Annotated in this window: 28 protein-coding genes and 1 tRNA gene; 18 read left to right on the top strand and 11 right to left on the bottom strand. The window is 66.0% G+C overall.

The features are described 5' to 3' along the window. Nucleotides 1–55 precede the first annotated feature (55 nt). A complete protein-coding gene (locus IWX89_RS06085; RefSeq protein ID WP_196902680.1) occupies nt 56–247 on the bottom strand; it encodes a hypothetical protein in 192 nt (63 codons plus the stop codon). On the opposite strand from IWX89_RS06085, the gene IWX89_RS18975 reads away from it, so the two are divergent. The 5 genes from IWX89_RS18975 to IWX89_RS06110 all read left to right on the top strand — a co-directional run bounded on the left by IWX89_RS18975 (nt 230) and on the right by IWX89_RS06110 (nt 6,432). Beyond that, nucleotides 230–1,573, top strand: a complete 1,344-nt coding sequence (locus IWX89_RS18975) for a LeoA/HP0731 family dynamin-like GTPase (protein WP_196902681.1) — start codon at nt 230–232, stop codon at nt 1,571–1,573. The genes IWX89_RS06085 and IWX89_RS18975 overlap by 18 nt on opposite strands. A gap of 41 nt (nt 1,574–1,614) precedes the next feature. Continuing rightward, a complete protein-coding gene (locus IWX89_RS06095; RefSeq protein ID WP_196902682.1) occupies nt 1,615–3,180 on the top strand; it encodes a GTPase domain-containing protein in 1,566 nt (521 codons plus the stop codon). Between the two features lie 165 nt (nt 3,181–3,345). After that, a complete protein-coding gene (locus IWX89_RS06100) occupies nt 3,346–3,615 on the top strand; it encodes a DUF6112 family protein (RefSeq protein WP_196902683.1) in 270 nt (89 codons plus the stop codon). A gap of 30 nt (nt 3,616–3,645) precedes the next feature. After that, entirely contained in the window at nt 3,646–4,962 is a 1,317-nt protein-coding gene (locus IWX89_RS06105; RefSeq protein ID WP_196902684.1) for a conjugal transfer protein TrbL, read from the top strand. Between the two features lie 3 nt (nt 4,963–4,965). Further along, nucleotides 4,966–6,432, top strand: a complete 1,467-nt coding sequence (locus IWX89_RS06110) for an SCO6880 family protein (RefSeq protein ID WP_196902685.1) — start codon at nt 4,966–4,968, stop codon at nt 6,430–6,432. A gap of 101 nt (nt 6,433–6,533) precedes the next feature. Here IWX89_RS06110 and IWX89_RS06115 read toward each other — a convergent pair whose 3' ends face one another. The 3 genes from IWX89_RS06115 to IWX89_RS06125 form a co-directional block, all read right to left on the bottom strand. Continuing rightward, nucleotides 6,534–6,725, bottom strand: a complete 192-nt coding sequence (locus IWX89_RS06115) for a hypothetical protein (protein WP_196902686.1) — start codon at nt 6,723–6,725, stop codon at nt 6,534–6,536. Between the two features lie 291 nt (nt 6,726–7,016). After that, complete coding sequence (locus IWX89_RS06120) at nt 7,017–8,420, bottom strand: hypothetical protein (RefSeq protein WP_196902687.1); 1,404 nt, start codon at nt 8,418–8,420, stop codon at nt 7,017–7,019. Continuing rightward, nucleotides 8,417–9,001: a hypothetical protein gene (locus tag IWX89_RS06125; protein ID WP_196902688.1), complete on the bottom strand. Its 585-nt coding sequence runs from the start codon at nt 8,999–9,001 to the stop codon at nt 8,417–8,419. The genes IWX89_RS06120 and IWX89_RS06125 overlap by 4 nt, the downstream gene beginning before the upstream one ends. A 174-nt stretch (nt 9,002–9,175) precedes the next feature. On the opposite strand from IWX89_RS06125, the gene IWX89_RS06130 reads away from it, so the two are divergent. Continuing rightward, nucleotides 9,176–9,391, top strand: a complete 216-nt coding sequence (locus tag IWX89_RS06130) for a hypothetical protein (protein WP_196902689.1) — start codon at nt 9,176–9,178, stop codon at nt 9,389–9,391. Between the two features lie 298 nt (nt 9,392–9,689). Continuing rightward, complete coding sequence (locus IWX89_RS06135) at nt 9,690–9,851, top strand: hypothetical protein (RefSeq protein WP_196902690.1); 162 nt, start codon at nt 9,690–9,692, stop codon at nt 9,849–9,851. 9 nt (nt 9,852–9,860) lie between these two features. Here IWX89_RS06135 and IWX89_RS06140 read toward each other — a convergent pair whose 3' ends face one another. Then, nucleotides 9,861–10,910 (bottom strand): hypothetical protein, encoded by a 1,050-nt coding sequence (locus IWX89_RS06140; protein WP_196902691.1) that lies wholly within the window; start codon nt 10,908–10,910, stop codon nt 9,861–9,863. A gap of 114 nt (nt 10,911–11,024) precedes the next feature. Here IWX89_RS06140 and IWX89_RS06145 point away from each other — a divergent pair, with 114 nt between their 5' ends. From IWX89_RS06145 to IWX89_RS06170, 6 genes are all read left to right on the top strand, one after another. After that, nucleotides 11,025–11,480, top strand: a complete 456-nt coding sequence (locus IWX89_RS06145) for a hypothetical protein (protein WP_196902692.1) — start codon at nt 11,025–11,027, stop codon at nt 11,478–11,480. Beyond that, nucleotides 11,477–12,970: an ATP-binding protein gene (locus IWX89_RS06150; protein ID WP_196902693.1), complete on the top strand. Its 1,494-nt coding sequence runs from the start codon at nt 11,477–11,479 to the stop codon at nt 12,968–12,970. The genes IWX89_RS06145 and IWX89_RS06150 overlap by 4 nt, the downstream gene beginning before the upstream one ends. After that, nucleotides 12,967–13,545, top strand: coding sequence for a hypothetical protein (locus tag IWX89_RS06155; protein ID WP_196902694.1), 579 nt, complete (start codon nt 12,967–12,969; stop codon nt 13,543–13,545). The genes IWX89_RS06150 and IWX89_RS06155 overlap by 4 nt, the downstream gene beginning before the upstream one ends. Further along, on the top strand, nt 13,542–15,314 hold the full coding sequence (locus IWX89_RS06160; protein ID WP_307836442.1) for a TraM recognition domain-containing protein: 1,773 nt from the start codon (nt 13,542–13,544) through the stop codon (nt 15,312–15,314). Before IWX89_RS06155 ends, IWX89_RS06160 begins: the two co-directional genes overlap by 4 nt. 66 nt (nt 15,315–15,380) lie before the next feature. Beyond that, a complete protein-coding gene (locus IWX89_RS06165; RefSeq protein ID WP_196902695.1) occupies nt 15,381–15,815 on the top strand; it encodes a single-stranded DNA-binding protein in 435 nt (144 codons plus the stop codon). A gap of 90 nt (nt 15,816–15,905) precedes the next feature. Beyond that, on the top strand, nt 15,906–16,418 hold the full coding sequence (locus IWX89_RS06170; protein WP_196902909.1) for a hypothetical protein: 513 nt from the start codon (nt 15,906–15,908) through the stop codon (nt 16,416–16,418). 144 nt (nt 16,419–16,562) lie between these two features. Here the strand turns inward: IWX89_RS06170 and IWX89_RS06175 are convergent, their stop codons facing one another. The 5 genes from IWX89_RS06175 to IWX89_RS06195 form a co-directional block, all read right to left on the bottom strand. Continuing rightward, a complete protein-coding gene (locus IWX89_RS06175; RefSeq protein WP_196902696.1) occupies nt 16,563–17,264 on the bottom strand; it encodes a hypothetical protein in 702 nt (233 codons plus the stop codon). Beyond that, nucleotides 17,227–17,595, bottom strand: a complete 369-nt coding sequence (locus IWX89_RS06180; RefSeq protein ID WP_196902697.1) for an excisionase family DNA-binding protein — start codon at nt 17,593–17,595, stop codon at nt 17,227–17,229. Before IWX89_RS06180 ends, IWX89_RS06175 begins: the two co-directional genes overlap by 38 nt. Before the next feature lie 59 nt (nt 17,596–17,654). Next, complete coding sequence (locus IWX89_RS06185) at nt 17,655–18,899, bottom strand: tyrosine-type recombinase/integrase (protein ID WP_165067444.1); 1,245 nt, start codon at nt 18,897–18,899, stop codon at nt 17,655–17,657. Next, the gene (locus tag IWX89_RS06190) at nt 18,896–19,102 is read right to left on the bottom strand and encodes a helix-turn-helix domain-containing protein (RefSeq protein ID WP_196902698.1); all 207 of its coding nucleotides are present in this window, start codon (nt 19,100–19,102) and stop codon (nt 18,896–18,898) included. Before IWX89_RS06190 ends, IWX89_RS06185 begins: the two co-directional genes overlap by 4 nt. A 203-nt stretch (nt 19,103–19,305) precedes the next feature. Beyond that, nucleotides 19,306–19,381, bottom strand: a tRNA-Lys gene (locus IWX89_RS06195). Nucleotides 19,382–19,497: 116 nt separating this feature from the next. Here IWX89_RS06195 and IWX89_RS06200 point away from each other — a divergent pair. The 5 genes from IWX89_RS06200 (at nt 19,498) to IWX89_RS06220 (ending at nt 24,044) form a co-directional block, all read left to right on the top strand. Then, complete coding sequence (locus IWX89_RS06200; protein WP_196902699.1) at nt 19,498–20,328, top strand: inositol monophosphatase family protein; 831 nt, start codon at nt 19,498–19,500, stop codon at nt 20,326–20,328. Continuing rightward, nucleotides 20,328–20,825: a septum formation family protein gene (locus IWX89_RS18980; protein WP_196902700.1), complete on the top strand. Its 498-nt coding sequence runs from the start codon at nt 20,328–20,330 to the stop codon at nt 20,823–20,825. Before IWX89_RS06200 ends, IWX89_RS18980 begins: the two co-directional genes overlap by 1 nt. 37 nt (nt 20,826–20,862) lie before the next feature. Then, the gene (locus IWX89_RS06210; protein WP_196902701.1) at nt 20,863–21,318 is read left to right on the top strand and encodes an Rrf2 family transcriptional regulator; all 456 of its coding nucleotides are present in this window, start codon (nt 20,863–20,865) and stop codon (nt 21,316–21,318) included. Between the two features lie 100 nt (nt 21,319–21,418). Continuing rightward, nucleotides 21,419–22,597: a globin domain-containing protein gene (locus IWX89_RS06215; protein ID WP_196902702.1), complete on the top strand. Its 1,179-nt coding sequence runs from the start codon at nt 21,419–21,421 to the stop codon at nt 22,595–22,597. Between the two features lie 232 nt (nt 22,598–22,829). After that, the gene (locus IWX89_RS06220) at nt 22,830–24,044 is read left to right on the top strand and encodes a multicopper oxidase domain-containing protein (protein WP_196902703.1); all 1,215 of its coding nucleotides are present in this window, start codon (nt 22,830–22,832) and stop codon (nt 24,042–24,044) included. Nucleotides 24,045–24,087: 43 nt separating this feature from the next. Here the strand turns inward: IWX89_RS06220 and IWX89_RS06225 are convergent, their stop codons facing one another. Next, a complete protein-coding gene (locus IWX89_RS06225) occupies nt 24,088–25,812 on the bottom strand; it encodes a SulP family inorganic anion transporter (protein WP_196902704.1) in 1,725 nt (574 codons plus the stop codon). Nucleotides 25,813–25,961 lie beyond the last annotated feature (149 nt).

A 25,961-nucleotide genomic window follows, 5' to 3' on the forward strand; every position in this document is an offset into this window, starting at 1 on the left:
GAAGTGGCCCGCCAAACGCCTCCACCACGCACAATGGCCACAACCCCTCCACGCCTCAGAAATCACCATTCAAAACGCTTAACTGAACGGTCTTGAGGCAAGCCCGGTTACAAGCGCACTGCGCCACTGCCGATTCGGACCGCTCGACCTCGTCGACGTCCCAGGGTTTCAGAGCGGTCGAGACAGCCATGATGCCGCTGCTGCGGAAGCTGCCCAGGATGCCGCGCTCGTGATCGTGGTGCTTCACGTCAACCTGCTGATTGGTGACACCTCCGCACTGGAGCGTCTGCTCGTTGGTGACGAGGCAAGCATCGGGAGCGCCAGCCGCACTATCTTCGTGATCGGGCGAATCGATGAGGTCGGAGTGGATCCCCATTTCGCTGCACGCGACTTCCTCGTGCGCCGCCATCGGAAGATCGAGGAACTGCTCACGATCTTCCGGTCAAAGAGCATCGTCGTCAGGCCACAGCAGGTACTCGCCGTCGCCGCTGATCCGTACGGTCTGGTCGGCGACCGTTCACCCGTAACGCAGGCAGACTACGCACCCGCCGCGCGGGTCTGGGATGGCGTGGCCGCGCTGTGTGAACCACTGCTCTCACTTGATGGCGAGCGCCTGCTCAGTCTTGCCGTGGAGGCGGCGCTGGATCGTGCGCGCTCGGCACTCCGACTTGCGAAGCACCGTGTGGAGTCTGAGATCGATGACCTAGATGCGGCCCAGTCCGCACGCGCGCGGCTGGAGCGGCTCGTCGAGATGTCGCTGGCCGAACTGAGGCTGCTGACGCGCTCGATCAAGGGGCGGACTCGTCGCGTTGCAGAAGACCACGCCAGCGAAGTTTTGGCCGAAGCGCTCGGAGCCGGTCCAGACGCGGTCGATGTCATGGCGAAACGGCTGGATACCTGGTGGGAGGATCCGCGGCTTGGAAGCGCGATGGACTCGCTGTCGGTAGAGATTGAGCGCGAACTCGACGAGTGGTCACGCCGTCACGCATCCGAGTTTGACCGCGAGCTGAAGCGTTTCGAGTTTGCGGCGGAAACCAAGAGGAGCGGGAAGGACCAAGGCGGGGGGCTGGCTGGAGGCGTTCACGCGGCGGCCGTCGGCGTCAAACACGTCGGGGTCGTCGTAAAGGCGATCGGCAACCGCGACGCCGTGTACGCGATCGGAAAGGCATTGGGTGCGAAGTTCAAGCCCTGGGGAGCAGTGAAACTGGGAGCGAAGGTCGGCAAGGCGGGCGCCATCTTGGGGGTCGTGTCCGTGGGCTTTGACATCATGGACTGGGCGATGGACGCCAAGAAGGAGGCGCGGCGCGAGCTGGCCCGCCAGACAGCCGCAGAGCATATCCGGGCCACGACGGACGATGTTGTGGCAGGCCTGCTTGACCAAGAGGAAGGCCCCATGAACTACGTCCGGGGGGTCGATGCGCTATTCGCCGGTCACCTCCAACAGCTCGTCGACCAAGGAATGCGCCAACAACAATCGATGGTCGACGCCGCCCACCGTCGGGACGGCATGATGGAGTTGCACGCGGCTGGCGAGAGCTTGGCCGAGGTACCTACGGAAAGAGCTGCAAGATGACAGTGCACTCAGCGACAGAACTCCAGTCGTGGATCAGCGACGTGTCTGGAGAGGACGACACCGCGAAGTTGAGCGTCGAGTGGGCAGAGTTTGCCGGACGGCGGCAGCCCGTCCTCACTCTGTTCGGTGCGTTCGATACGGGCAAGAGTTCAATCCTCCGACGTCTCTTGGTCGAGGCGGGCCAGCCGCTGCCCGAGTGGCTAACCATCAGCGCTCGGCACGAGACCTTCGCAGAGAACCTGATCGAGGTCGACGGCTGCCTGGTCCGCGACACTCCGGGCCTCTCCCCGGAGGGGCAGGATGCGCGGTCGCTGAGCAACTCCGAGGTAGCGCGCTCAACGCTCGGCCTGACCGACGTGCTTCTGGTCACGTTGAATCCGCAATTGTCGACGGGCGAACGTCCCGAGCTACTCGAAGTGCTCTCAATGGGGTGGCCCCCCGGGTGCGTATGGTTCCTCATCTCGCGGGCGGACGAGGGTGGCGTGGACCCTACGCTCAACCTGGACGGGTTCAAGGAGTGGGCCGCGCGTAAGCGCGATGAATTACGCGAGTCGCTGAGCTTGACCGATGCACACCGCATCTTCGTCATCGTTCCTGACTTCGCTGGACTGGGTGCCTTCGAGTCCGCCCCAGAGTCGAGCGTCTGGGACTCATCGCGGTCGTGGGATGGGATGGACGAGCTCCATTCGGCGCTCGTCGAGTTGTCCGGGGAAGACCACAAGGATGCTCGGTGCGCTGCGGAGCTGCGATTCTGGACGCGAGCCGCGTCTGTTCGTCTCGCGAGCGCTACTGCCACGGTTGACGACCTGAAGGTGTCCGCCGATGTCGCCAACGCTTCACTTCAGCGGAGGAGTCTCTTCCTGAAGCAGGTCGACGCGCTCGTCGGGGCCGCCGAGGCTTCGCTCAACGGTTCGATCGAGGATGCAATCCGACGCGCCGTCAACAACCCACAGGTGGACGCCGAGTCGATTCAAAACACTGTCGATCCCGTGCTTGAGGAGTGGTGGCAGAAACAGCAGGTCGGTCTTGCGCGCATCCGTCAGGACGCAATTCAGGCGCTCGACCAACAGCGCGAGGGCCAGGGCTGGGCGAAGTTCGAGTCCGTCTATCGGCGGTTCACTCAACCTGCGGAGGAAGATGCAACGAGGGCGCCAAGCCTCGTTCCGCGGCTCGAAGAGCTGGGCCAGAAAGCCATCGGCGCACTTCAAGGCGCGGACCGTCTGTGGCAGGCACACCTGGCGGCCAAGCAACCTGGAAAGGTCGCCGAAATCACGAAGTCCGCTGGCAAGCTGGGCCTCGCCGGTGGCATCGCCTCCGCCGCACTGCCCGTCGTCGCCGAACTTGCCTCGATGATCGAGGACAAAGTCCAGATTGACCGCGACAAGGTGCGCCAGCGGGAACAACGGGAGCAACTACACGCAGCGGTCGCCGAAATCGTGAAAGTTGCGGCCGATGAGGCAATGCGGGCTATGGAACCCAGCATTGAGGCCCTCAGGCGAGAGATCACGGCGCAGACAGTTGAAGAAGCTGAGGTTAGAAGTCTCGAAGCGGCCGTGCACGAGGCCAGCGATCTCGTGATCCGAGGCAAAGCGCTTCTATCTCACTGAGAATCGCGGCCTGGCCCCGCATGATCTAACTGATGTTCAGGCAGGGCGAAAACCTCGCAGCGCCAAATCCTCAGCACGTTCGCAGGCACGCGACTCACGTGTCGCCGGGACGCCGTACGCACCTTCCAAGCAGGTTCTTCTTCCGCCTGCCAAAGGAGCACACCAGTGATTGACATCGGCCCCAACACCGACGGCCTACCGGGCATCGAACAACTGCGCGTCATCGTCGGCGCAGCGATGACCGTGGGGCTCATCCTCGCAGTCCTCGCACTCATCATCGCGGCCGTCGTCTGGGGCTTCGGTGCAAACTCCTCCAACCCTCACCTCGCGTCCCGCGGCAAGCTCGGCGTGCTCGTGGCATGTGGGGCGGCGATTGTCTGCGGCGCATCCGTGACCCTCGTGAACTTCTTCTGGACCGTCGGCCAGTCGGTCTGACGCCTCATCGACACTTGGGCGGCAGAGCCGATGAGCGTGTGTGACGTGCCGGTCATCGCGACTGTGTGCGATTCGGTTGGCGAGGGCGTCGCATCGCTCGTGTCAGCACCGTTCGATTGGCTCGCGCAGGCGATGGGTCAGGCGGCCGCGTGGATGTTCGAGGCGGTCTGGGGTGTGTTCGACACGACCACGCTCGTTGATGTGACGGGCGGGCAATACATCGACGTGTACAACGTGCTCTTCGGTGTGGCGGTCTTCGTCATGCTCATCTTCTTCTGCCTCCAGCTCATCACCGGCCTCGTGAACCGCGACCCGATGGCACTCTCACGGGCGGGCCTCGGCCTCGCCAAGTCAGTACTCGGCTCGTTCATCGCGATCTCGCTCACCGCGACGCTGCTCGAAGTGGTGGATCAACTCGCCATCGGAGTTGTGCAGGCGACCGGCAACACGATGGAGGGCATGGGTGATCGGATCACGCTGCTCGCTGCCGGGCTCACGACCATCAACATCGCCTCACCCGGCGTCGGCGCGATCGTCACGATCTTTCTCGCCGGTCTCGGCATCGCAGGCGCGGCGATCGTGTGGTTCTCACTACTCATTCGCAAGGCGCTGCTACTGGTGGCGATCGTCTTCGCACCCATCGCGCTCGCCGGGTTCACCTGGGATACGGCGAAAGGATGGTTCGCTAGGTGGGCCGCCTTCGTCATTGCCCTGATCTTCTCGAAGCTCGTGCTGGTCGTCATTTTCCTCGTCGCCATCGAGCAGGTCAGCGCCCCAATCGACCTCGACCTCGCCTCAATTAGCGATCCAATCTCGGGCATCGTGCTCATGTTCATCGCAGCCTTCGCCCCATACCTGACCTACAAGTTCATCTCCTTCATCGGCTTCGACATGTACCACGCGATGTCGAGCGAGCAGGAGGCGAAGTCGGCGATGAATCGGCCGATCCCGATCCCGGTCAAGCCCCAGCCGAACGCCGCGAAGTCAGTGCTCGACGGGCAAAGCAGCTCGGGCGGCAGCCCTACTCCCGCGCCGAACGCGGCAGCCACGGCGACTCCGGCCACCAGCGGAACGGCAAGCGGAGCTGCCGCCTCGGGCAGCGGCGCTGCGGCGTCGAGCGGAGCGGCAGGAGCGGGGGCGGCTGCCGCCGGCCCTGCCGCCGCCGCAGTCGTTGGCGCACAGGTCGTCAAGGCCGCGACCACCGCAGGGCCGAAGGTGGGGGCCGCGGTGGGCGGCGCTGCGATGGGGCACGCAGAGGCCGCTCCCCCGACGTCTGCTCCCTCACCGGCCTCCACCGTCCGCCAGCGACCGCCCGCTCCCACGCCCGTCGGGTCACGAAAGGGGTAGATCATGGCGACGCATCACGACCCGACGAACGGCCAGCAGCTCTCATCGATGCAGTTCTCCCGGCTGCCTCGGCGCGGTATCCTGCTCGGGCTGTCGGTCTCGCAGCTCCTCGTTTTCGGCATCGGGATCGTCACGTTTGTGATCGCGATCTACTCGGGCGGCGCAATGGTTGTCGTCGGGTCGTCGCCAATCTGGCTAACCTGCCTCCTGCTCGCCTCCGTCTTGGTGAGGGGCCGCAAGCTCGTCGACTGGCTGCCGATCGTCACCCGCTGGACGTGGCGCAGCACGGCAGGCCAGCTGATCTTCCGGCATCGGGTCATCAAACCGCGGCCCGTGGGCACGCTCTCGTTGCCGGGTGACGCGGCGGCACTCCGTGAGTGGGTCGATCCCGAGACCGGCGCAGCGATGGTGCACGATCCGCACGCGCAGACACTCACCGCCGTCCTCGGCGTCACACACCCCGCCTTCGTGCTGCTCGACCCCGGCGAGCAGCAACGGCGAGTCAGCGGCTGGGGACGAGTGCTCGCCACCGCATGCCACTCGGGCAGGATCGCCCGCCTCCAAGTATCGGAGCGAACCCTTCCCGACTCCGGCAGCGGACTCGCCGAGTGGTGGGCGACGCACGGCAAAGACGACGACTCCTGGCCCGCGACGACGTACCGCGAACTGATCGAACGCGCGGGGCCGACCAGCGAGCGTCACGCGACGACAATCTCGCTCGCGCTCGACATGCACGCTGCGGCGCGGCAGATCCGCTCCTCGGGCGGCGGTCTCCGCGGGGCTGCCTCGGTGCTGCGGCAGGAGATGACCACGCTCGTCACCGCGCTGCGCGCCGCCGACCTCACGACGACCGGCTGGCTCTCACCGGGTGAGGTCGCGGTCATCCTCCGCTCGGCCTACGATCCGGCTGCCGCGCCCGCCCTCGAACGACACTCCGAGATCAGCCGGTCGCTCGCCACCGCGGGGCCGGTCGCGTTGACCGAAAGCTGGGACAAGATGCGGACAGACTCGGCGCACCACACGGTGCTCTGGATCTCAGAGTGGCCGCGCTCGCAGGTCTACCCAGGGTTCCTCGCCCCCATGCTGCTGACCTCGGGAGTCAAGCGCACGTTCTCGCTGATCTGCACACCGGTGCGCGCCGACCTGGCGGTGCGCGACATCCGCAAGAAGAAGGTTGGGCTCCTCTCGGACGCGGCGCAGCGCGCGAAGATCGGGCAGATCGAAGACGCTGCCCGCACCGCCGAGTACCAGGACGTGCTCCAGCAGGAGTCCGACCTCACCGCCGGCCACGGTGTACTCCGCTACACCGGGCTCATCGCCGTCTCGGCTCCGACCGTCGACGAACTGGATGCCGCCGTCGCCGCGATCGAACAGGCCGCCGTACAGGCGTCGTGCGAGACGCGGCGGCTGGTCGGGCAACAAGCCCAAGCGTTCGCCGCGGCCGCTCTGCCACTCTGCCGGGACGTGTGACCGATCCGCGGGAGCACATGAATGGCCGTGACCTCAGGACTGGGCTGGGGCCATGCTCTCCAGCCGTCCCGCTGCCCTCTCCGAAAGCTTCGCCAAGTCCGTCAACACCTCTCGGCCTTCGCGTGGGCGTCAGCTTGCAGAGTGGCGTAGTCGGCGCGGCGGTCCTTGTGGTCCGCGAGTTCCAGCCGATAACGCTCCATCCGGTTGCGATGCTCCGAAGGATCGTCCGCCTCGCAGTAGTCATCTTGGGCCCGTTCGAGATCGCGCTGAACCTTGGTGATCTGCGTGTCCATTCCAGCCAAGATTGGGGCGCTGTCACTGAGATCCGGGCCCTCCGGCACCTCCAACCATTGGCGAGCCCGCGACAATCCAAGCCAGGATCGCCTCGTGTTGCCCTTGCTGGCCGCTACGAAGACGTTCCTTTGTACTCGCAGGCGAGTCCTTGGCCTGCCCTGGATACAACTCGACCCCCAGTGGAATCCAGGGGTCGAATCGTGCAATCAGAGATAGAAATGGAATAGAGAGTCCGTCACCAAGAAAATCCAAACACGGGGTTTGCCTACCGGACAAGTACCAGCAAGGAGCTAGCTACGCTCACGACCGGTCAGCAAATCAATATCCTCACGTGCGAGCGGCGACTGGAATGCCAATAGCCGTGTCGCTTCCACAAAGGAAGCTACCGGCGCGTTCGGTGCTGATGCGGTCATAGCCCCGAAATCGACAACGATCGCGACATTCTCCTCGTCGTACTCTCTGCGGACTGTTGCGGATGGAACATGAAAATCATCCTGGATCGTATTGCGAATACTGAGGACATCTTCGAAGACGTTTGCCGACTTTTCCCCTTCAACGCGTACGGACCGAGAGAGGCCTTGCAGCTGAACTGCCCCGACAATGAGTGAATCGAAAAGTGGGAAGAGATTGTCCCACCTAGCTGCCCCGCGGGCATCTCGACCCTTCAAGCGACGTTGATCCGCAGTCAGGAACATCGTCCAGGGCCCTACATCTGCGGCGAGCAGGCGAGCTTTGATTCGCCAACCCGACGAAGGAGCCACACCTTCAATCTCCTCCGCAAACGTTAATTGAGCCCGTGAAGCGCCCCACCTTTCCACGTTCGCTGAAACAAGAGGAGTGAGGTCTAACCCAGCAAGATCGTCGGCGATGGATTCGAGCCTGCCCAGATCCATTAATCCGCCGACCGCTGCCCAATACGATCGATTCTTCGTAACTCGCTCGTCCGCAAGCAAGTAGGGCAGCAGTACGCGAAGTTCACTATCGGACAGTCCCGCGTCTTCGTCAAGGGCCTCGATATCGCCGAGGTCAGTTTCAAGGCCAAGCCGGATAAGTCGAATGGCTTCATGAAGGCGCGAAGCGGCAGGTGCGAGGAACAGCTGGTCAATCTGGGTTTGAAACGCCATCATCGCTTCAGCTGAATCGGTCGAGTCATTGCCGGACTCAACGAGCGCACGAGAGTCCTCTTCTGCTAGAACCCCGCGGCCCCCTCTCACGATGCTGCCACGCACCAGATCAAGGATGGGCGCCTTTCGCACTGTTGAAGTGCTTGGTACTTCGACAGCGACTCTGGTCAAGTCGGCAACGGCCGACAACTCGGTTACGAAAGCACGGGGTGCTTCCTTGAATTGATCCCGCACCTCCTCGATGAGTTCCTTTTCGTCCTCAGTACGTAGGCCAAGCATGACGGGTTCCAGCCCGGCCAGCGCTTCGGCTTGATCCCCCATGGCCATCGATCCAAGCGAGTTACGCAGGTAGATACGCCGCTCACGCTTCTTGCCCGAATCTCGCCACTGGATCACCATGTCTGGCACATATGAATGATTGAAGTAGTCCGTGAACACAATGTTTGCGTCCGGATCAAGCATCGTCAGCTCAGCGGCAACGGCAGACTTCACTCCCTGGACTACGTCGCCCTCGCGGCTGGCACTCATTGCTTCGCGGACGGCTGCGACGCTGTCAAAGATTTCGCTCATTCTGTTCCCCTTCTTCCGAGGACGCTGTGCACTTTGTCCAGTTCTACTTGGGTGAGATTAAGTTGGTGCTGCCGAGCGTTTACCACCAGCACCCAGAGACGGCCCGCAACTCGGGTCAGGAGGTCTTCGTCTATATCCAACCCGTTTAGTACCTCAGGATGCTTCTCGGTAACCGCAGTCTTGAGGCGTTCACGAGTGGCGAGTTCAACCCATTTTGTTTGCTCAAACGGATGGGTCGTCACCCACATGAAATTCGCTTTGGGATCTCCGATCCCCTTAGCTTCCATCTTGGCACTGACACTGTATGCATTAGCGAGGAACTCCCAGAACTCGTCAGGCTGCTTCCCGCCCGGCCCCCCGTAGTCCTTCACTTCGACATACAGCGGTTCCTTCGTTGAGAGGATCTTGCCGAAGAGATCATAGGTCTTTATCTCACCGTCAAGGCGTTCGAGAGTGCATAAAGCGGTGTAGTAGTAGGAGTCAAAACCAAGCTCAATATGCGTGGTGCTTTCGAGCCAGCGCTTGGAATCGAAAACGCCTTTACGACCCTTCTCATGCGCCCCTTCGCGAAGTGATGCCAATTATCTGCTCCTAGTCAGGTCGTTATTGGAACATTAGCTGCTCTCAGTATTCTCGTGTTTCATTGTCCTGCCCGTTTCCTGGGGGCACGCCGGTCCCCCGAGGAAACTGACCAACGGTCATCCGAACGAAGCGAACCCCTCGTCGTAAATTGTCCGACTCGGTAGCATCGGGGGATGCCCACAGGACCCGACCACGCCCGCGCCGTCAACAGCATCGTGAATGGCGAACTCACGCAGGAGGCATTTCCCTGCCGTTGCATGATCGGGGAGGACCACATCGAAGGTCCGACATCGCTGAACTATGAGGAAGAGCCTGAAGACCACTCGTTCGCGGGAGCCGAGGAAATTTGGGATTCGAGCGGCAGGGACGAGGACTACGACTTCCGCTAGTTGAAAGTGACTGAGGCGGGCCGCCGCGCGAGAGTCAAAGTGCTAACGCGCCTACTGCGTCGAGAACTTTCATGGTCGCCAGCACAGCGTTGCCCCAGTACTGCTTGCTGCCTGCCACCTCGCGGACCGCAACTGCCGACCATGAACGAAGACTGGCACGACGATGCTGTGTGCAGTAACAACGGCAACGAGTCGCACCGCCCCTACCTGCGTGAGTGAGACGACTTCGTGACCAAGGCCGAACTCAAGGAGTCGGCGCGCGATTACGCGGCGGAACTCAACGCCGGTTGACACGCCTATGACCAACCAAGCGGCGAACCCGACGCCGTGGGCGCACCTCGACCTCGATCGTCGCTGCGGGATTCCTACGACGACTGCCGACGTCGAGCGAGGTGGGACCGAGGCTGCGCTCGCGGCGAGCATCGACGAAGAACTTGCCGAATCGGCTTACGCCGAGTAAGCGCCGCTGCTACTCCGCTGGGCGAACAAGCAACGTAGCAGCGGGGTCGACACCCTCAGACCACGCGAGGGTGGGCAGATCGGCTCCGTTGAGCCCGGCGAGCTGTAGCGCCGCCTGGCCGGATAGATGCGCGGAGTGGATCGACTGTCCGTTGGCGACCGCAGCGTAGAACTGCGCCGCGTAGCTGATCGCATCGCCGTCGTCGATCTCGTCTGCCATGCCGATTGCGAACGGCACAACGTCCTGAACGAGCGCGTCGATCTGGCCGGCCGACCTGCACGAGTTGAGCAGCACGAGCAACGGCGGGTCGTCCGTGGCGCGGATCGCGGCGGCGAATGCTCGCGCGGTCACGATTACGCCTTCGTGGGGCTCATCGCGCTCGTCCTCGAAGACGATGAGGTCTTCATTGCTGTGCCCGGAGAAGTGCACGACGTGCGGGCGGAACTTCGTGATGCCGTCCATGAGGTCTGCAGTCGTGGCCGCCGGGCGTACGTCCAGCGTGATTCGGTCGCGATGCAGCGCGGATTCGACGGCGGCACGGATGCGCTTCTGTTCACGCCCGACGCGGAGGTCTCCCTCGGAGGAGGCGCCCAGGATCAGCACGCGAAGCGTTTCCGGCTTGGGCGGGCGCAGCTCACGGATTGCCTGAGTCACGGATTGCTCAGTGTGGACAAGGCGCCGCTCGACCGACGCACGCGCTACGGCTGCCTGCTGCTGGTCGCGTTTGCGACGCTGTTCGGCCGTGTTCGCCTCTGAAAGCTCTGCCTTGACGAGTTTGCCGGCCAACGCAGCCTCCTCTTTCGCGTATCCCGCAGCACGCGATTGCCAGCGACCTGCTTCTTTGCCGGCCGCGGCTGCCTCGGACTCACGCCTTTCGGCGTCCCGCAGCTTGGTCTGCACCATGCTGGTGCTCTTGGACTTTGACGCCGCAGAGCGGGCAGCCCCTGCTTCAGCCCGCTTCTTGGATTCCTTGCTGCGGTATTCGCCCGCCTTCTTGTCGGCGTCAACACGCTGCTTACGTTTCCGCTCAAGTTGGCCGCGGTACATACTCGCGCTCATCCGACCCCTTTGCTGTGACTGACCCCGACCTTACCTGGGGCCTCCGACGTAGGGCGTGTGACGCCGGGTAGCGCCGGCGTACCTCCTTGGTAATTCCGACCATCAGGAGCCCCGATGCCAACCTTCCACGACCCTGTGGCCGATGCCGCGGAAGCACGCGAGGTGCTGCGGGCATTGGCTCACGCCTCACGCACGTTCGATGATCCCGCGCACACGTACACGGTGATAGGCGAGTTGCTCGGCGGTCTCCGGTCGCTCGTGCAGGTGCTGGAGCAGGTCGCCACTGCGCACACCTGGGATGAGTCCAGGGCGCACACCGATAGCGGCGACCACTGGGCTGGCGTAGAGGAGGCATTCGCCGCCGCGAACGCGCTTCGGCGGGCGGCGAGTCTCGTGCGTCGCGCCGAGCTGGCCGTCGATCAGGCGTCCCAGCATTCCGGTCGCGTCGCGTGGGCACCGGCTGCGGAGCGCCGAGGCACCTCGCCTGAGCAAACGCCTCGGGCTCTCTTCGGCGACGGCGACCGGTTCGCACATCGTGCGCTCTCCGAACGGCGGGGGCTGTCGCTGTGAACGACGACGAGCGCGAGCGCCTCCACACGACAGTGCTGCTCGACCCGGCGAACGAGCGTCGATCAGTGCGAAGGGCACGGCGACAGGCGGCGCAGCGAATCGCTACCGACGACCGCAAGGCGCACCAGGCACAGGCCCGAGCCGAGTGGGAAGCCGAGCGCGATGCGCAACGCGCGACGACTTACCTGCCGAGCGCGGGCGAGGCCCGCCCCGCCGCTTTGCGCACGCCGGGCAAGCTCCGCCTCCCGCGCCACCAAGACACGAGTGCGACGCTCGCGGGCGCATACCCGTTCCTCGCCGAGGGTGGGCTGGGATCGCAAGGTGTCTTCGTCGGACAAGATCTCTACTCCGGGGCATCCTTCGTCTACGACCCGTGGGTGCTCTATGCGAGGGGCGCCATCACCGCGCCGAACATCGTGCTCGCCGGAATCGTGGGCTCGGGCAAGTCGTCACTGGCGAAGAGCCTCTACACCCGCAGCATCCCGTTCGGCCGTCGCGTCTACGTGCCCGGAGATCCCAAGGGTGAGCACACGGCCGTCGCCGAAGCCGTAGGCGGCCGGGCCATCGTGCTCGGGCACGGGATGCCGAACCGCCTCAACCCGCTGGATGAAGGCCACCGCCCCTCGGCACTCAGCGACACCGAATGGCTGAGCCAAGTCACATCGAGGCGTCGCGACCTCATCGGTGCGCTCGCCGAGACGGTGCTCGATCGACCGCTCACACCGCTGGAACACACCGCTATCGACCTCGCCCTCGCCGACGCCGTGCGATCGTCCGACGTTCCGATCCTCCCGATGGTCGTCGACCGCATCCTCGCGCCCGCCATCGACAACAATGTCGACGGCCGCCTCATCGAAGACGGTCGTGTCGTCGGTCACGCGCTGCGGCGGCTCGTCGCTGGTGACCTCCAGGGCCTCTTCGACGGGCCGAGCACGGTGAAGTTCGATCCGTCCCTGCCGATGATCTCGCTCGATCTCTCGCGCGTCGCCGAGAACTCGACCCTCGTATCGGTGCTGATGACCTGCTCATCCGCGTGGATGGAGTCGGCGCTGCTCGACCCGCAAGGCGGGCAGCGATGGGTGATCTATGACGAGGCGTGGCGCTTGATGTCGCACCCCGCGCTCCTTCGGCGAATGGATGCACAGTGGCGGTTGGCGAGGCACTTCGGCATCGCCAACATGCTGATCTTCCACAAACTCAGCGACCTCGACAACGTGGGCGATCAGGGTTCTGCGATGCGCGCTCTCGCGTCGTCGCTGCTCGCCAACGCGGAGACCAGGATCATCTACCGCCAGGAGTCCGACCAGCTCGGCGCAACGGCGAGCGCGCTGGGGTTGACCGGCACCGAGGAAGGGCTGCTCCCGGGGCTCGGCACCGGACAGGGGCTCTGGCGCATCAAGGACAGAAGCTTCGTCGTGCAGCACCAGCTCCACCCCGCCGAGCTGGCGGCATTCGACACGACCAGCCGGATGACAGGAGGCGTGCGATGAGCAGCACACTGACGAAGCGACGCAAGCCCAGCTCCAGCAGCGAGACCGAGGCTGCGCGGCCCATACAAGTACCCCCGGTGCTTCCGATCATCGTGATGACCGTCCAGCCGGATGCAACGCTCAGCGTCGCCGTCGATGGGCAGCCGCTCGACTCGCCGACCTTCGCCCCGCGGTGGCAGCGCCACTCGTTCGCGCAGGTCATCAGCCAGGTGATCGAGCAGCGTCATTCGCCCGTCCGCGTGGTCATCAACGAGCAGGATGGCAGCGTCTACACCGACATCGTGACGCAGCCGATCCTGGGCACCCTGGCGACTGAGCCAGGCGAGGAACCGGCGCCGGTTACGGCTGAACCGAGCGCGGGCATATCTGCGCATTTGCTGGCCGTGCACGGCGACGAGGGATTCATCCCCGGCGAGCAGGTCGCGGTGGCGATCATCATCCGCCACACTGACGCGCAGAGCGAAGGCTCCGCCCGAGCGCTGATCGAGCCGGGACTACTCGACCTCAGCCCCACCCGCGAGGTTGTCCTTCTCGGGCGCATGTCGGGCACCTGCATCGTCGGGCAGCCGACGTGAGCAGCGCGTCGACGCGATCGGGCTCGTTCGGCGACGAGCTGACAAACCTCGCGCTCGGCGCACTGATCGGTGCGATGGTGCTAGCCGGAACACTGCGGCTCGCGGGCAACGTGGCGGCGTTCCTGACGGGACCGGCACAGCCGACGGCGGGCCTTGAGGCCGGGTTCGGCGTCGTCTTCCACGCCGACGACCCCGGCTCGGCACTCGGCTCGGAGACCCTTCATCCCGTGGCCTACTGGCTGACTGCCGGTGTGATGGTCGCGGGTGCCGGAGTCGCCGGATGGTTTCTCTGGCGATTCGTCCACGAACTGAGTCGTCGCTCGAAAGCCGACCCGAACAAGATCGTCGGTATCGCCGAGACCGGCGACATCGTGCGCTCCGCCTCGGATCGCGCGCTGCTCACCCGCGCGGGCATCCTTCGTCCCTCGCTCGACAAGCCCCGACCCGTGGACGTCGGCTATCTGATCGGCACCGCTCACGGGAAGCGGGTCTGGACCTCGGTGGAGGACTCCATCCTGCTCATCGGGCCGCCACGTTCTGGCAAGGGTACGCACATTGTCATCAACAGCATCCTCGATGCCCCCGGCGCGGTCGTGACTACCTCGACGCGCCCCGACAACCTCACTGCCACGCTCCGCGCACGCTCGCAGCACGGACCGGTCGCCGTCTTCGACCCGCAGCGGCTCGCCCAGGGCGTGCCTGCTGGTCTGCGTTGGAATCCGGTGCGGGGGTGCGAGCTGCCGCTCACGGCGATGATCCGTGCCACCGGGCTCGCCGCGGGCACCGGGCTCTCCGGCCCCGCTGTGGAGAACGGCGGCTTCTGGGAGGGCAAGACCCGCACCGCACTTCAAGCACTGCTGCACGCGGCCGCCCTCGACGGCAGACCACCCACCGAGCTGTTCCGCTGGACGCTCGATCCCGCGGCGGCAGCGGATGCCGTCGCCATCCTGTCCGCCTCCTCCGGTGCGGCGACCGGCTGGGCGGAGTCCCTCGACGCGATGCTCCAGTCCGACCCGCGTACGCGCGACTCGATTTGGCAGGGGGTCTCGTTGGCTCTGGCAGCGCTCGCCGACCCGCGGGTGCTCGAAGCAGTCAGTCCGAGCGAGGACGAGCAGTTCGACCCCGAGGCATTTCTCCGCAACTCGGGCACGCTCTACCTGCTGGCAACGGGTGCCGGTGCTGGTGCATCGTCGGCACTCGTCGCCGCATTCGTCGAAGACCTCGTGGAAACCGCGCGCCGTCTCGCCGCGCGCTCACCCGGCGCACGACTCGACCCGCCGGTGCTGCTCGCGCTCGATGAGATCGGTAACCTCGCGCCCCTGCCGTCGCTCCCAGTACTCATGGCCGAGGGCGGGGGTACCGGGCTGACGGTGATGCCCGTCTTGCAGTCGATGGCCCAGGCGCGCGAACGCTGGGGTGAGAATGCGGCGACAGCGATCTGGGATGCCAGCATCGCCAAGATCGTGCTCGGCGGCGCATCCGGCTCCCGCGACCTTCAGGATCTCTCCACCCTCATCGGCGACCGTGATGAGATCACCGACTCCGTGACCATCGGCGAGCGCGGGTTGCGCTCGAATCAGCGCTCGACACGGCGCGTGCCGATCATGCCGCCCGACGTCATCCGTACCCTGCCGTATGGCACGGCGCTCGTGCTGCTCCGCTCCGCTCCGCCCATCGTGACCCGGATGCGCGAGTGGACTGCGCGCCCCGACGCCGCCGATCTGAGCGCGCAGCGGGCTGGGGTCGAGAGGCTGCTTCGCCGGGGATAACGCGCGCACCTGTCTAGCAAGCCGAGACCCATTTGGGTCACCTGACCAGACTAAGGAGCATCTCTGATGGCGATCCACACCCAACAATCCCTCTCGGGATTCATCGCCACTGATCCGCAACTCTCGTTCAATGCCAACGGCGAAGCACGTCTGCATGCGCGTATCGGCCAAGAGCATTTCGAGCGCAATCCCGACGGCAGCTTCACGCAGCAGGAGACAACGTTTCACGACCTCGTGATGTACCGCCGGAGTGCGGAGCGGGCATTCGCGCAGCTCGCCAAGGGTGACAATTTCGTCGCCGAGGGCTACGTGCACCCGTACAGCTACGAGCGCGATGGACAAACCATCACCGGTGAGGAGTTCGTCGCCAAGCGTCTCGGACATGATGCGGCCCGGTCGATCTACGCCGTGGACCGCAGCCGCGGTCAGGGTGCGGGGATCGAGCAAACCGCCCCGGACGCCGCGGCGGCGGCGAAGCCGAGCCGCCCGATCACGCTGTGAGGCCCGACCATGCCAATCGACGACAACACGCTCGCCATCCCCGGCTTCGACTTCGAGCCGCCGCCGGCCGATGAACCCGAGCCCGAGCTGATGGCCGCACCCGGCGAAGACGATGCGCACACCCCGGAGCCCCCTCGACCAATCAACTGGAACCTGCTCACCGCCGAGGAGGCGCAGGTCGAATGGCTGGAGCTCAACGCCTGGATCACCTGGCTGCGGCACACCTACGGACTCAACGTCGGCATCATCCCACCGCTGTGGCACCGGCATCCCGAACTCATCTGGGAGCTGTCGGCGTTGCGCCAACACTGGCTGAGCGCGTACGACCCGAAGCAGCACGGTTCGGCCCCGACCGGCTGGCACCGTGACTTCGCTGACGCCAAGCAACGGCTGCACGACTGGGTTGCCGCCTGCGGCACCCGCCTCGACAGCGACCGGCCAACAAGGCAGGCCGCGTGGCCCGGCGAAGACCCCGCCCCGACTATCGAGGAATCGGCGATCACCAACCGGGACGAGGACTTCGTGCAGTTCGTCCGTGACGACATCGCTCGGCGTCGCGCAGCAGAGGACGCGTTCTACGCGCAGCTCGCTGTGGATCATTAGGCCGTCGCGCTTGGCACGGTGACGCATGGCGCAGCGGCACCTTCGGAAGCCTTCGCCGGGGCAGCTCAAGTTCGACCCCTGGGGTCTCGACGAGGCAACCTCCGACGAGACCCTGGCCGCTGCACGCGACGGTGCGACGCTGAGCTACGGGCGGTCGCGAGCACGGCGGCAGTCCGCGCAGAGCCCGTCAATCAGCTCGCCGAGCTGGGCCACGATCGTTTCGCAGCTCAGGCACCGTGTGCCCCGGAAGATCACCGAGGGCTCTCGGTGGATGCTCGGTGAAGGCCCGACATTGTGGAGATCGGCGTGCGCGGCGAACAACCGCGGGTGCTGGCGTGCTACCGCGCTATGGAATTGGGCCGCGGTGGTCGGCGGCGCGACTTGGCGTTCGACGAACAGGTCGATCACGAGTGCATAAGCCTCGCGGGTCAGCCGCTCGGCGAGGAACAAGTCGGGGTTCACCGCCGATATGCCGAGGCTGATGAGGTCGACTTCAGCGAAATCGTCCACGTCTTCGGTGACGAGGAATGTCGCTCGAGCCGCCTCCGCGTCGGCGAGGATCTGCCTGTCGTTGCCTTTGGTCGATGCAAACCGGCCCACGATGTCACCGGTCGGCCCGAGTGGGATTTCGAACCGGCGGCGAACATCAGCGGGTGTGACGGCGCGCGGACGTAGGTGCCGAGCGGCTTCCTGCTCCGCAGTTTCGCTCCAGAGCGCATGGAAGCCGCTCGGCATGCCTCCGACCATGAAGAGAGTGCGGGTGACCGGTTTGGCGAGGACGTTGGCGTCGAGGAAGACGAGGATGGCGCTACCGAGCGTCACCAAAAAGGTCCGCCTCGATGTCATCGCGCACCAGCTCCACCATGTCGCCCATCGTCTTGTCCCAGAACCGCTCGAACTCCTCGTACGGGACGCGGTTGCGATTGCCGACCTTCACCGCGTGGATCTCGCCAGCTTTGATCTTCCGTGAGATCGTCGACCGGGAGACCCCCATCGCTTCGGCCACCTGCTCGGGCGTCAGCATCCGCTGCTTCGACGTCAGCGTCACCGTTGCGCCCTCGGCGGCGGCCCGCTGTACGTAGGCGGCAACCTGCTCCAGCCAAACCGGGCGCGAGCCAGTATCCCGCGTACTCGCGCGTACGTCTTCGGGATTGATCGTCAAGTGTGCCAGTGACATGACCCCATCCTACTTCAGCTTGCACACTCGGTCCAGGGTAAGTGTGCAGTGAATTTCGACTAAGCGACATCGTCGACACCCTCATCAAGCTCGACGGCGCTGAGCGTCAACTCGCCACCATCCGGCGCGAGTCGTTCGAGAATCTCGGCGGTGACCGGGTTGACGCGCTTCGTAGGCTGAACGTAGTAGGTCTCGGTGACCTCCTTCGAGGCGTGGCCGAGCAGTTCTGCGGCGAGGTCTATGGAGGCTGCCTGGTCGATTGTCGTGGCTACGGTCTTGCGGAATGTGTGCGGGGTGATGTCACTCAGGTCGAGGTCCTCCGGCAGCCCCGCCGACGCGAGCACGGCGCGAAGCTGGCGGCGCAGATTGTTCGGGGAGATGAACGTGCCGTTGCGGGTGCTAAAGATCGGGTGATCGTCAGGCACGTTGCCCAGCATCGCGAGCCGTGAGCGAATGGCTTGGGCCGTGTAGCTCGGCACGGCGATGATTCGCCAGTCCTTCGAGTGCTTGACCTGAGGCTGCCGGTACAGACTGTGCCCCCTGCGCTGCACGAGCGTTCCGCTGATCGTGACCTCCGGTGGCGAGACGGTCATGTCGACGTCGCACTTGCGGATCGCCAGCGCTTCGCCGATGCGCGCAGACGTTCCAAGGATCGTCTCGATGACGTCGGCGAGCTGACCATCGGGCTTGGGACCGTGCACCTTCTCGCCCGTGCGCCACTTCGCCACGGCGTCACGCAGCCGCGCCAGTTCGGCGTGATCGAGGCTGCGAATCTCCTTGCGCCCGCGCGGAACGGGCGCGGTGTCGCGCACCGGGTTCTTGCCTACCGCGTCGTGTCGCACGGCGAGATCGAAGACCAGCGCGAGCACGATCTTGGCCCGACGGGCGCGCGACGGATGTTCGGGGGCCAGCGCCTTCAGGAACCGATCGACGCGGCCGACGGTCAGCTCCCGTAGCCGCAACTGACCGAGCGCCGGGAGCACGACCACCTCCAGACTGCGCTCGTAGGCATCGAGCGTCTGCGGAGCCTGCCGCCCAGTAACGCGGACCTCCTCCAGCCAGTAGCTCGCGAGGTCGCGCAGGCTGGTGTTGCGATCCAGATCGCTATCACCCGCTGTGTCCGCTTGCTCGGCGATCTTCGCCTTGAGCGCGTTCGTGGCCTTTGTCTCGCTGGTTGCCGTGGCCTGGATGCGGAGGTAGTCGCCGTCCATGTCGCGGTAACGCGTGGTGGCCGCATACTTCGCCCCGAGCTTCCTGACCGAGATTGACCCGTAGGTGCCCAGCGGCTGAACAGGGCGGCTCACGACTGCTCCTCCAGCCAGTCGATCACGTGACTCTCGGGGTAGCGCAGCGCACGCCCCACCTTGACCGCGCGAGGACCGACCTTCTGCGTGCGCCACTCGTAGAGCGTCTTGACCGGCACGCCGAGATAGTCCGAAAGCTGCTGCACCGTGAGCAATCGCTCAAGGCGGCTCGGCGGCTCTGCGAAGGGGCGAGGCTCGTTCATACCTCGTAGGTAGGAACGGACTCCCGGCACCACCCGGAAGTGGGCGGGAAACACCCCGAAACAACCGGATGATGACGCCCGCGGAGGGCGTGTCTGCGGTGGTTTTTGACGAGTTTCTGACGACTTGAGTGTCGCTGAGGGTATGGGTGAAAACATTGAAGCCTCGTAGTTGTGAGGTAACTACGAGGCTCAGGCCCAGTGACTGGTGCACCCCCCCGGACTTGAACCGGGAACCCACTGATTAAGAGTCAGTTGCTCTGCCAATTGAGCTAGAGGTGCGTGTTTCCGGCCCGGGCTGACCCGAACCGACTCTAGAGACTAACATCCCGGAGGGCTCCGATGCGAATCGAGACGCAGACCCGCGAGCCGCTCCCGCAATTACTATTCTTGGACGTGTGACCGAGCCCCGAACGCCTTCCCTGGACGACGACCTTGCCCTCGCGACCCACCTCGCCGACGTGGCCGATGCCATCTCCCGGGAGCGGTTCACCGCCCTGGATCTCGTCGTCACCGAGAAGCCGGACCGCACCCCCGTGACGGATGCCGACCAGGCCGTGGAACGCGCCATCCGTGCCGCACTGGCCGAGCACCGTCCGGCCGACGGCATTCTCGGCGAGGAATACGGCGCCGAAGGCACAACCGAACGGCAATGGATCATCGATCCCATCGACGGCACTGCCGGCTTCCTCCGCGGAATCCCGATCTGGGGCACCCTCATCTCCCTGGCCGTGGACGGGGTTCCCGTCGTCGGAATGGTCAGCGCGCCGGCGCTCGGCAAGCGGTGGTGGGCGCGCACGGGCGGCGGCGCCTGGATGACCGACGAGCGCACTCCCGGCGCCGCCCCCGCCAGGCTGCACGTCTCCGGAGTGACAACCCTGGACCACGCCTCGCTCAGCTACAACAGCATCCAGCAGTGGGACCAGGCCGGGCAGCTTGATGCGCTCGTCCGGCTCTCCCGGCAGGTCTGGCGCACGCGCGCCTACGGCGACATGTGGTCCTACATGCTGCTGGCGGAGGGGCTCCTCGACATCGCGGGCGAATTCGACCTCAAACCGTACGACATGGCGGCCCTCGTCCCCATCGTGCAGGAGGCCGGCGGCCGGTTCACCTCCGTCGACGGCCGGGACGGCCCCTGGCACGGGAGCGCCCTGGCCACGAACGGCCTGCTGCACGAGGCGACTCTGAGCACCCTCGGCCTCGCTGAACCAGCCCCCCTCGTCCCCTAGTGCCGGCCAGCAGGCATCGCCCGGCGGCGGCCCCGATCTGCGCGCTGATCGGGGCCGCCCTCACCCTGACCGGCTGCAGCGCGGTCGCCGATCTGCTACCGGCGGCGCCCCCGAGTGCGACCGCCACCACCCGACCGGTCGCCACGCGCATCGCACCGCGCCTGGCGGTCGCCGATTGCCTGGACGACCTCGACGCCGCCTCCCCCGCCGGATTTCCGATCGTCCCGTGCGCCGCCGCGCACGCCTACGAGGTCTACGCGATCCTTCCCGTCCCGGGCGAGGACTACCCGGGCGACGACGCGGTCACGGCAGCCGCCGAGTCAGGCTGCGCCACCCGGTTCGATGCCTTCGCGGGAATCGCTTACCGCGGTTCGGCCCTCGACTTCGCCTACCTCACGCCGACGGATGCGACCTGGGCCGGCGGCCGCGCCGTGACCTGCGTGATCTACGACCCGGCCGGCGCGGTGGCCGGCACTCTGGCGGGCGCCGGCCGCTGAGTGACCGGGACTCCCGAGGGGACCGTACTCTGGAACCATGAGGATCAATGCGTTCACTGACGTGTGCCTGCGGGTGGCCATGCTGCTGGCCGCCGCGCCGGACGGCGTGCTGCTCACCTCACGCGTGATCGCCGACGGCGTCGACACCCCGTACAACCATGTCAGCAAGGCGATCATCCGGCTGCGGGAGCTGCAGGTCGTCGAGGTGGTCCGCGGCCGGTTCGGCGGCGTGCGCATCAGCTCGGCCGGTCTGGAGACCACGGTCGGCGCTCTCATGCGCCGACTGGACACCCGTGCCGACGTGGCCGACTGCGAGACCCCCCACGGGGACTGCCCGCTCAGCGGCGGCTGCGGCCTCCGCGCCGCCCTGCGCCGGGCACGGGAGGCGTTCTACGCCGAACTGGACGACACGACGATCTCCGGCCTCGTGCCTCGTCGAGGGTCCGGACCCGTCGCCCTGACCTTGGGCGCGATGATCGGCAACGCACCGTAGAAGCGGGCGGGTTGCGCATCCGTTCGAGCGCCGAAGAAGCAAATTGGCATTTCAGATGCTAGTTTGAGAGGCACCCCCTCACCCCTCTCAAGGAGCCGGCATGCTGTCACCCCAGTCCCTTCCCCTGATCAACGCGACGCTGCCGATCGTCGGTGAACGCATGCCCGGTATCGCCGAGAACTTCTATGGCCGCATGCTCACCGCCCACCCCGAACTCTTCGACGGCCTCTTCAGCCGCTCGAACCAGAAGAGTGGAACCCAGCAGCAGGCCCTGGCCGGCAGCATCGCCGTCTTCGCCACCTACCTGGTCAAGAACCCGGACACCACCCCGGAGGCGATGCTCTCCCGGATCGCCCACAAGCACGTCTCCCTCGACATCCGCCCCGAGCAGTACGACGTCGTCTACCGATACCTCTTCGAGGCCATCGCCGAGGAACTCAGCGACGTGATCACCGCCGAGATCGCCGCTGCCTGGACCGAGGTCTATTGGCTGATGGCGCACGCCCTGATCAAGATGGAGAAGGGGCTTTACGCCGGCGCGGCCAGCGACAAGCCGCTCGCGCCCTGGGTCGTGACCGGCAAGGCGGCGGCCGGCACCGACGCGATCACGTTCACCCTCGAGCCGGCCGACGACACCCCGGTCACGCCGAGCCTGCCGGGCCAGTACGTAAGCGTCACCGTGCGGATGCCGGACGGCATCCGCCAGGTGCGCCAGTATTCCCTCTCCGCGGGGACCGCGACCACCCGGGTCTTCACCACCAAGCTGGACGCCGACGGCGAGGTCTCTCCCGCACTGCACCGCGACGTGCAGGTCGGCGACACGCTGATCCTGTCGAACCCGTGCGGCGACATCACCCTGGCCGAGGGCGACACCCCGCTCGTCCTGGCCTCGGCCGGCATCGGCTGCACCCCGAGCGCCTCCATTCTGCGGTCGCTGGTGGAGAGCGCGTCCACGCGCGAGGTGCTGGTCCTGCACGCGGAGAGTTCCCTGGAGAGCTGGGCGCTGCGGGAACAGATGCGTGAAGACGTCGCGCTTCTCGAGACGGCCGAGCTGGAACTGTGGTTGGAAACCCCGAGTCTCGACACCCCGGCCGACGGCACCCACGACGGCTTCATGTCCCTGAAGAACGTGGCGATCCCCGAGAACGCGTCGGTCTACCTGTGCGGCCCGCTGCCGTTCATGCGCAGCCTCCGGGCGCAGGCGCTGGAGTCCGGCGTTCCGGCCGAACGCATCCACTACGAGATCTTCGGCCCCGACCTCTGGCTCGCGAGCGTCTGACCCGTCGCTCCATGACCGAAGCCCGCCGGAGTACCGGCGGGCTTCTTTCGGATCGCGGCCTCGGCGCGGTCGGCGATACCAGGCTGGCTCACCGTCGCCAACTGACGCCGCCCGGCCGGTCGAATTCGACGGAAATTGACCACCATAACCTTTTCCCATGGACCCGGACCTAGCCTGCCGAGTAGGCCATCGGGTGTCACCGGTCGGCCGATCTGACCGAATGAGGTGCATCGTGTCCGAGACCGTCGCCCGCAAGGTGGAGCCGTCCTCAAGCCACCCCGCACCCCGAAGGCGGCGGCACCTCGGCATCGCCGCCCTCGGAGCCGTGGTGGCGCTCGCCCCGGTGCTGTTCCTGTCGGGTCTGCTCGGCGGCGGTGCAGTGAGCGTGCAGGCGGGCAGCTCCTATCTGCCACAGACCCGCACCTACTTCCTTGGCGCCGACGAGGTCGTCTGGAACTATGCGCCCGCCGGGGTCAACCAGATCACCGGCCAGCCGTTCGACGCCGACGCGGCGGTCTTCGTGGAGCCCGGTCCGCAGCGCATCGGCAGCAGCTATCTGAAGTCGCTGTACCGGGAATACACGGATGCCTCATTCGGCACGCTCAAGCCGCGCAGCGACGCGGACCAACACCTGGGGATGCTCGGCCCGGTCATCCGCGGGGTCGTCGGGGACACGATCAAGGTCGTCTTCCGCAACAACCTGGACCGACCGGCGAGCGTGCACACCCACGGCGTGTTCTACAAGAAGAGCAGCGAGGGAGCGCCATACGACGACGGCACTGCGCCCACAGACAAGGCGGACGATGCCGTGCCGCCGGGCGGCACTCACACCTACACCTATGGGGTGCCGGAGCGGGCCGGGCCCGGCCCGATGGACGGCAGCTCGGTGATGTGGATGTACCACTCGCACACGAATGAGGTCGCGGATGACTATGCGGGACTCGTCGGACCGATGGTCATCACCAAGGCGGGTGCCGCCCGCCCTGACGGGACCCCGCGCGACGTCGACCGGGAGTTCTTCCTCCAGTTCAAGGTCAGCGATGAGAACCAGAGCCCGTACCTGGCCCGCAACATCGCCGATTTCGCCGGGGACCCGGCATCCGTCAATCCGCAGGATCCGGAATTCGGCGAGAGCAACCTGATGCACTCGATCAACGGCTACGTCTACGGCAACCAGCCGCTCGACACGGTGACCATGAGGAAGGGCGAACGGGTGCGCTGGTACCTGATGGGGATGGGCACCGAGGTCGACCTGCACACGCCGCACTGGCACGGCAACACGGTCACCGCCCTCGGGATGCGCACCGACGTCGTAAACCTCTTGCCGGCCAGCATGATGGTGGCCGACATGGTTCCGGATGACGCCGGTACCTGGCTGTTCCACTGCCACGTGAACGACCACATCACCGCGGGCATGTTGACCCGCTACCGGGTGCTCCCCCGGTAGCGGTTCGTTCTCCCCTCGTGGTGCCGACAGCGGTCGGCCCGCGTCAGGCGTCTTCGTCCCAGCGAGTGCCGTCGAGGTCGCCGCGCAGTGTGCCGGTGGCCTCGTCAACGGCCGCTCCCACGGTGTCGGCGAACCGCTCAGGCGGGAACCGTCCGTTCAGCCCGTAGTCGCGCAGATGGTCCTTCACCGGGCCCTTCATCTCGGCGAAGATGAGGGTGATCCCACGGGAGCTGAGGAAGTCGTCGAGTTCGATCAGCTCGTCGACGGCGGTCGTGTCGATGTCGGTGATCGGCTCGGCCGCGAGAATGACGGTGTGCACCCCGCCGCCGGCCGCGGTCACCGTCGCCCGCACGTAATCGTCGAAGATCCCGCCGTTGGCGAAGAAGAGGGGCGCGTCGAACCGCACGATCACGATGCCCGGCAGTCGCTCACCGTCGGGGTGCCTGGACAGGTCGTGGTAGCCGCGCAGGCCCCGGATCCTGCCCAGCTCGGCCCGGTACGGCCGCCAGGCATGGCTGACGAAGGCACCCAGCGAGAGCACGATCGCCACCGCGATTCCCTCGATCACCCCGACCACCAGCACCGCCAGGAACGCGGCGAGCGAGAGAGCCGCATCGACCTTGTTCATCCGGACGAGCGCGACCAGGCCCCTGACGTCGATCAGCCCGGCCGCAGCGACCATGACCACGGCCGCGATGGTCGCCGCCGGGAGGTACCCGGTCAGGCCGGGCGCGAGCAGCATGAACGCAAGGATCAGCACGGCCCCGACCACACCGGTCAACTGGGTGCGTGACCCCGCATTCTCCGCCACGGGCGTGCGCGACGACGACGCCGAGATGGGGAAGCCGCCGAGCAGCCCAGCGGCGATGTTCGACGCCCCAATCGCCGCCATCTCCTGGCTGCCGTCGACGTTCTCCCCCCGTCGGGCTGCGAACGTGCGCGACAGCACGGCGGTGTCGGCGAACGCGATGAGGGCGATCCCCAGCGCCGGGGCGATCAACGCGGTGACATCCGCCCAGTCCAGTCCGCCGAGCGCAGGCGCCGGGAGCCCCTTCGGCAGCGCACCGACCACGCGCACGACATCCTGCAAACTGAAGAGAACGGTCAGGACGGTGGCGATCACCACGGCGACCAGCACCCCGGGGATGCGGGTCCGGCCCCGGGAGAACAGCACGATCAGGCCCAGTGAACCGAGCCCGAACAGCACGGCGGTCGGGTTGATCCGGCCTTCCACGATGCCGGACACGATGGCGACGACATCGCCGTAGGGCGACGCCGACTCGATCGAGAAGCCGAGGAACGCCGGCAGCTGGGAGACGATCACCAGCAAGGCCAGGGCGTTGAGGTAGCCGACCCGGATCGGCTTCGAGAGCAGGTCGGTCACGAACCCGAGGCGCAGGACCCCGCCGAGGAGCAGAACCAGCCCGACCATGATCGCGAGAAGCCCGGCCAGGGCGACGGCGCGCCTGTCATCGCCGAGGGAGAGCGGCAGGATCGCGGCCGCGATGATCGGGGCCAGCGCCGAATCGGGGCCGAGAACCAGCACCCGGGACGGCCCGAATATCGCGTAGGCGGCCAGCGGGATGATCGTGGCGTACAGGCCGGTGGCCGGTGGGAGTCCCGCAACCTCCGCGTAGCCGATGCCCACCGGGATGAGGAGGGCCGTCAGGACCGCGCCCGCGCGGAGATCCGGAAGCAGCCACGCGCGCCGGTAGCCCAGCGCCGTGTCGATCCCGGGCACCCACCTCCGCAGCCACTTCGCAGCCATGCAGTTCCTCCCACGGCCCATTGTGGCGCATCGGCGTGCATCCATCGCCGACCACTGGGGAATTGGCTCCCGACCTGCGAGATCTTCGGCCCCGGCTCGCGAAAGTCGTCTGACGTTCATCCGGAGTCTCGACGAACGGCCTCGGGGCG

Origin of the sequence: Cryobacterium sp. MP_M3 (assembly GCF_015752155.1) — a bacterium.
Taxonomy (GTDB): Bacteria; Actinomycetota; Actinomycetes; order Actinomycetales; family Microbacteriaceae; genus Cryobacterium.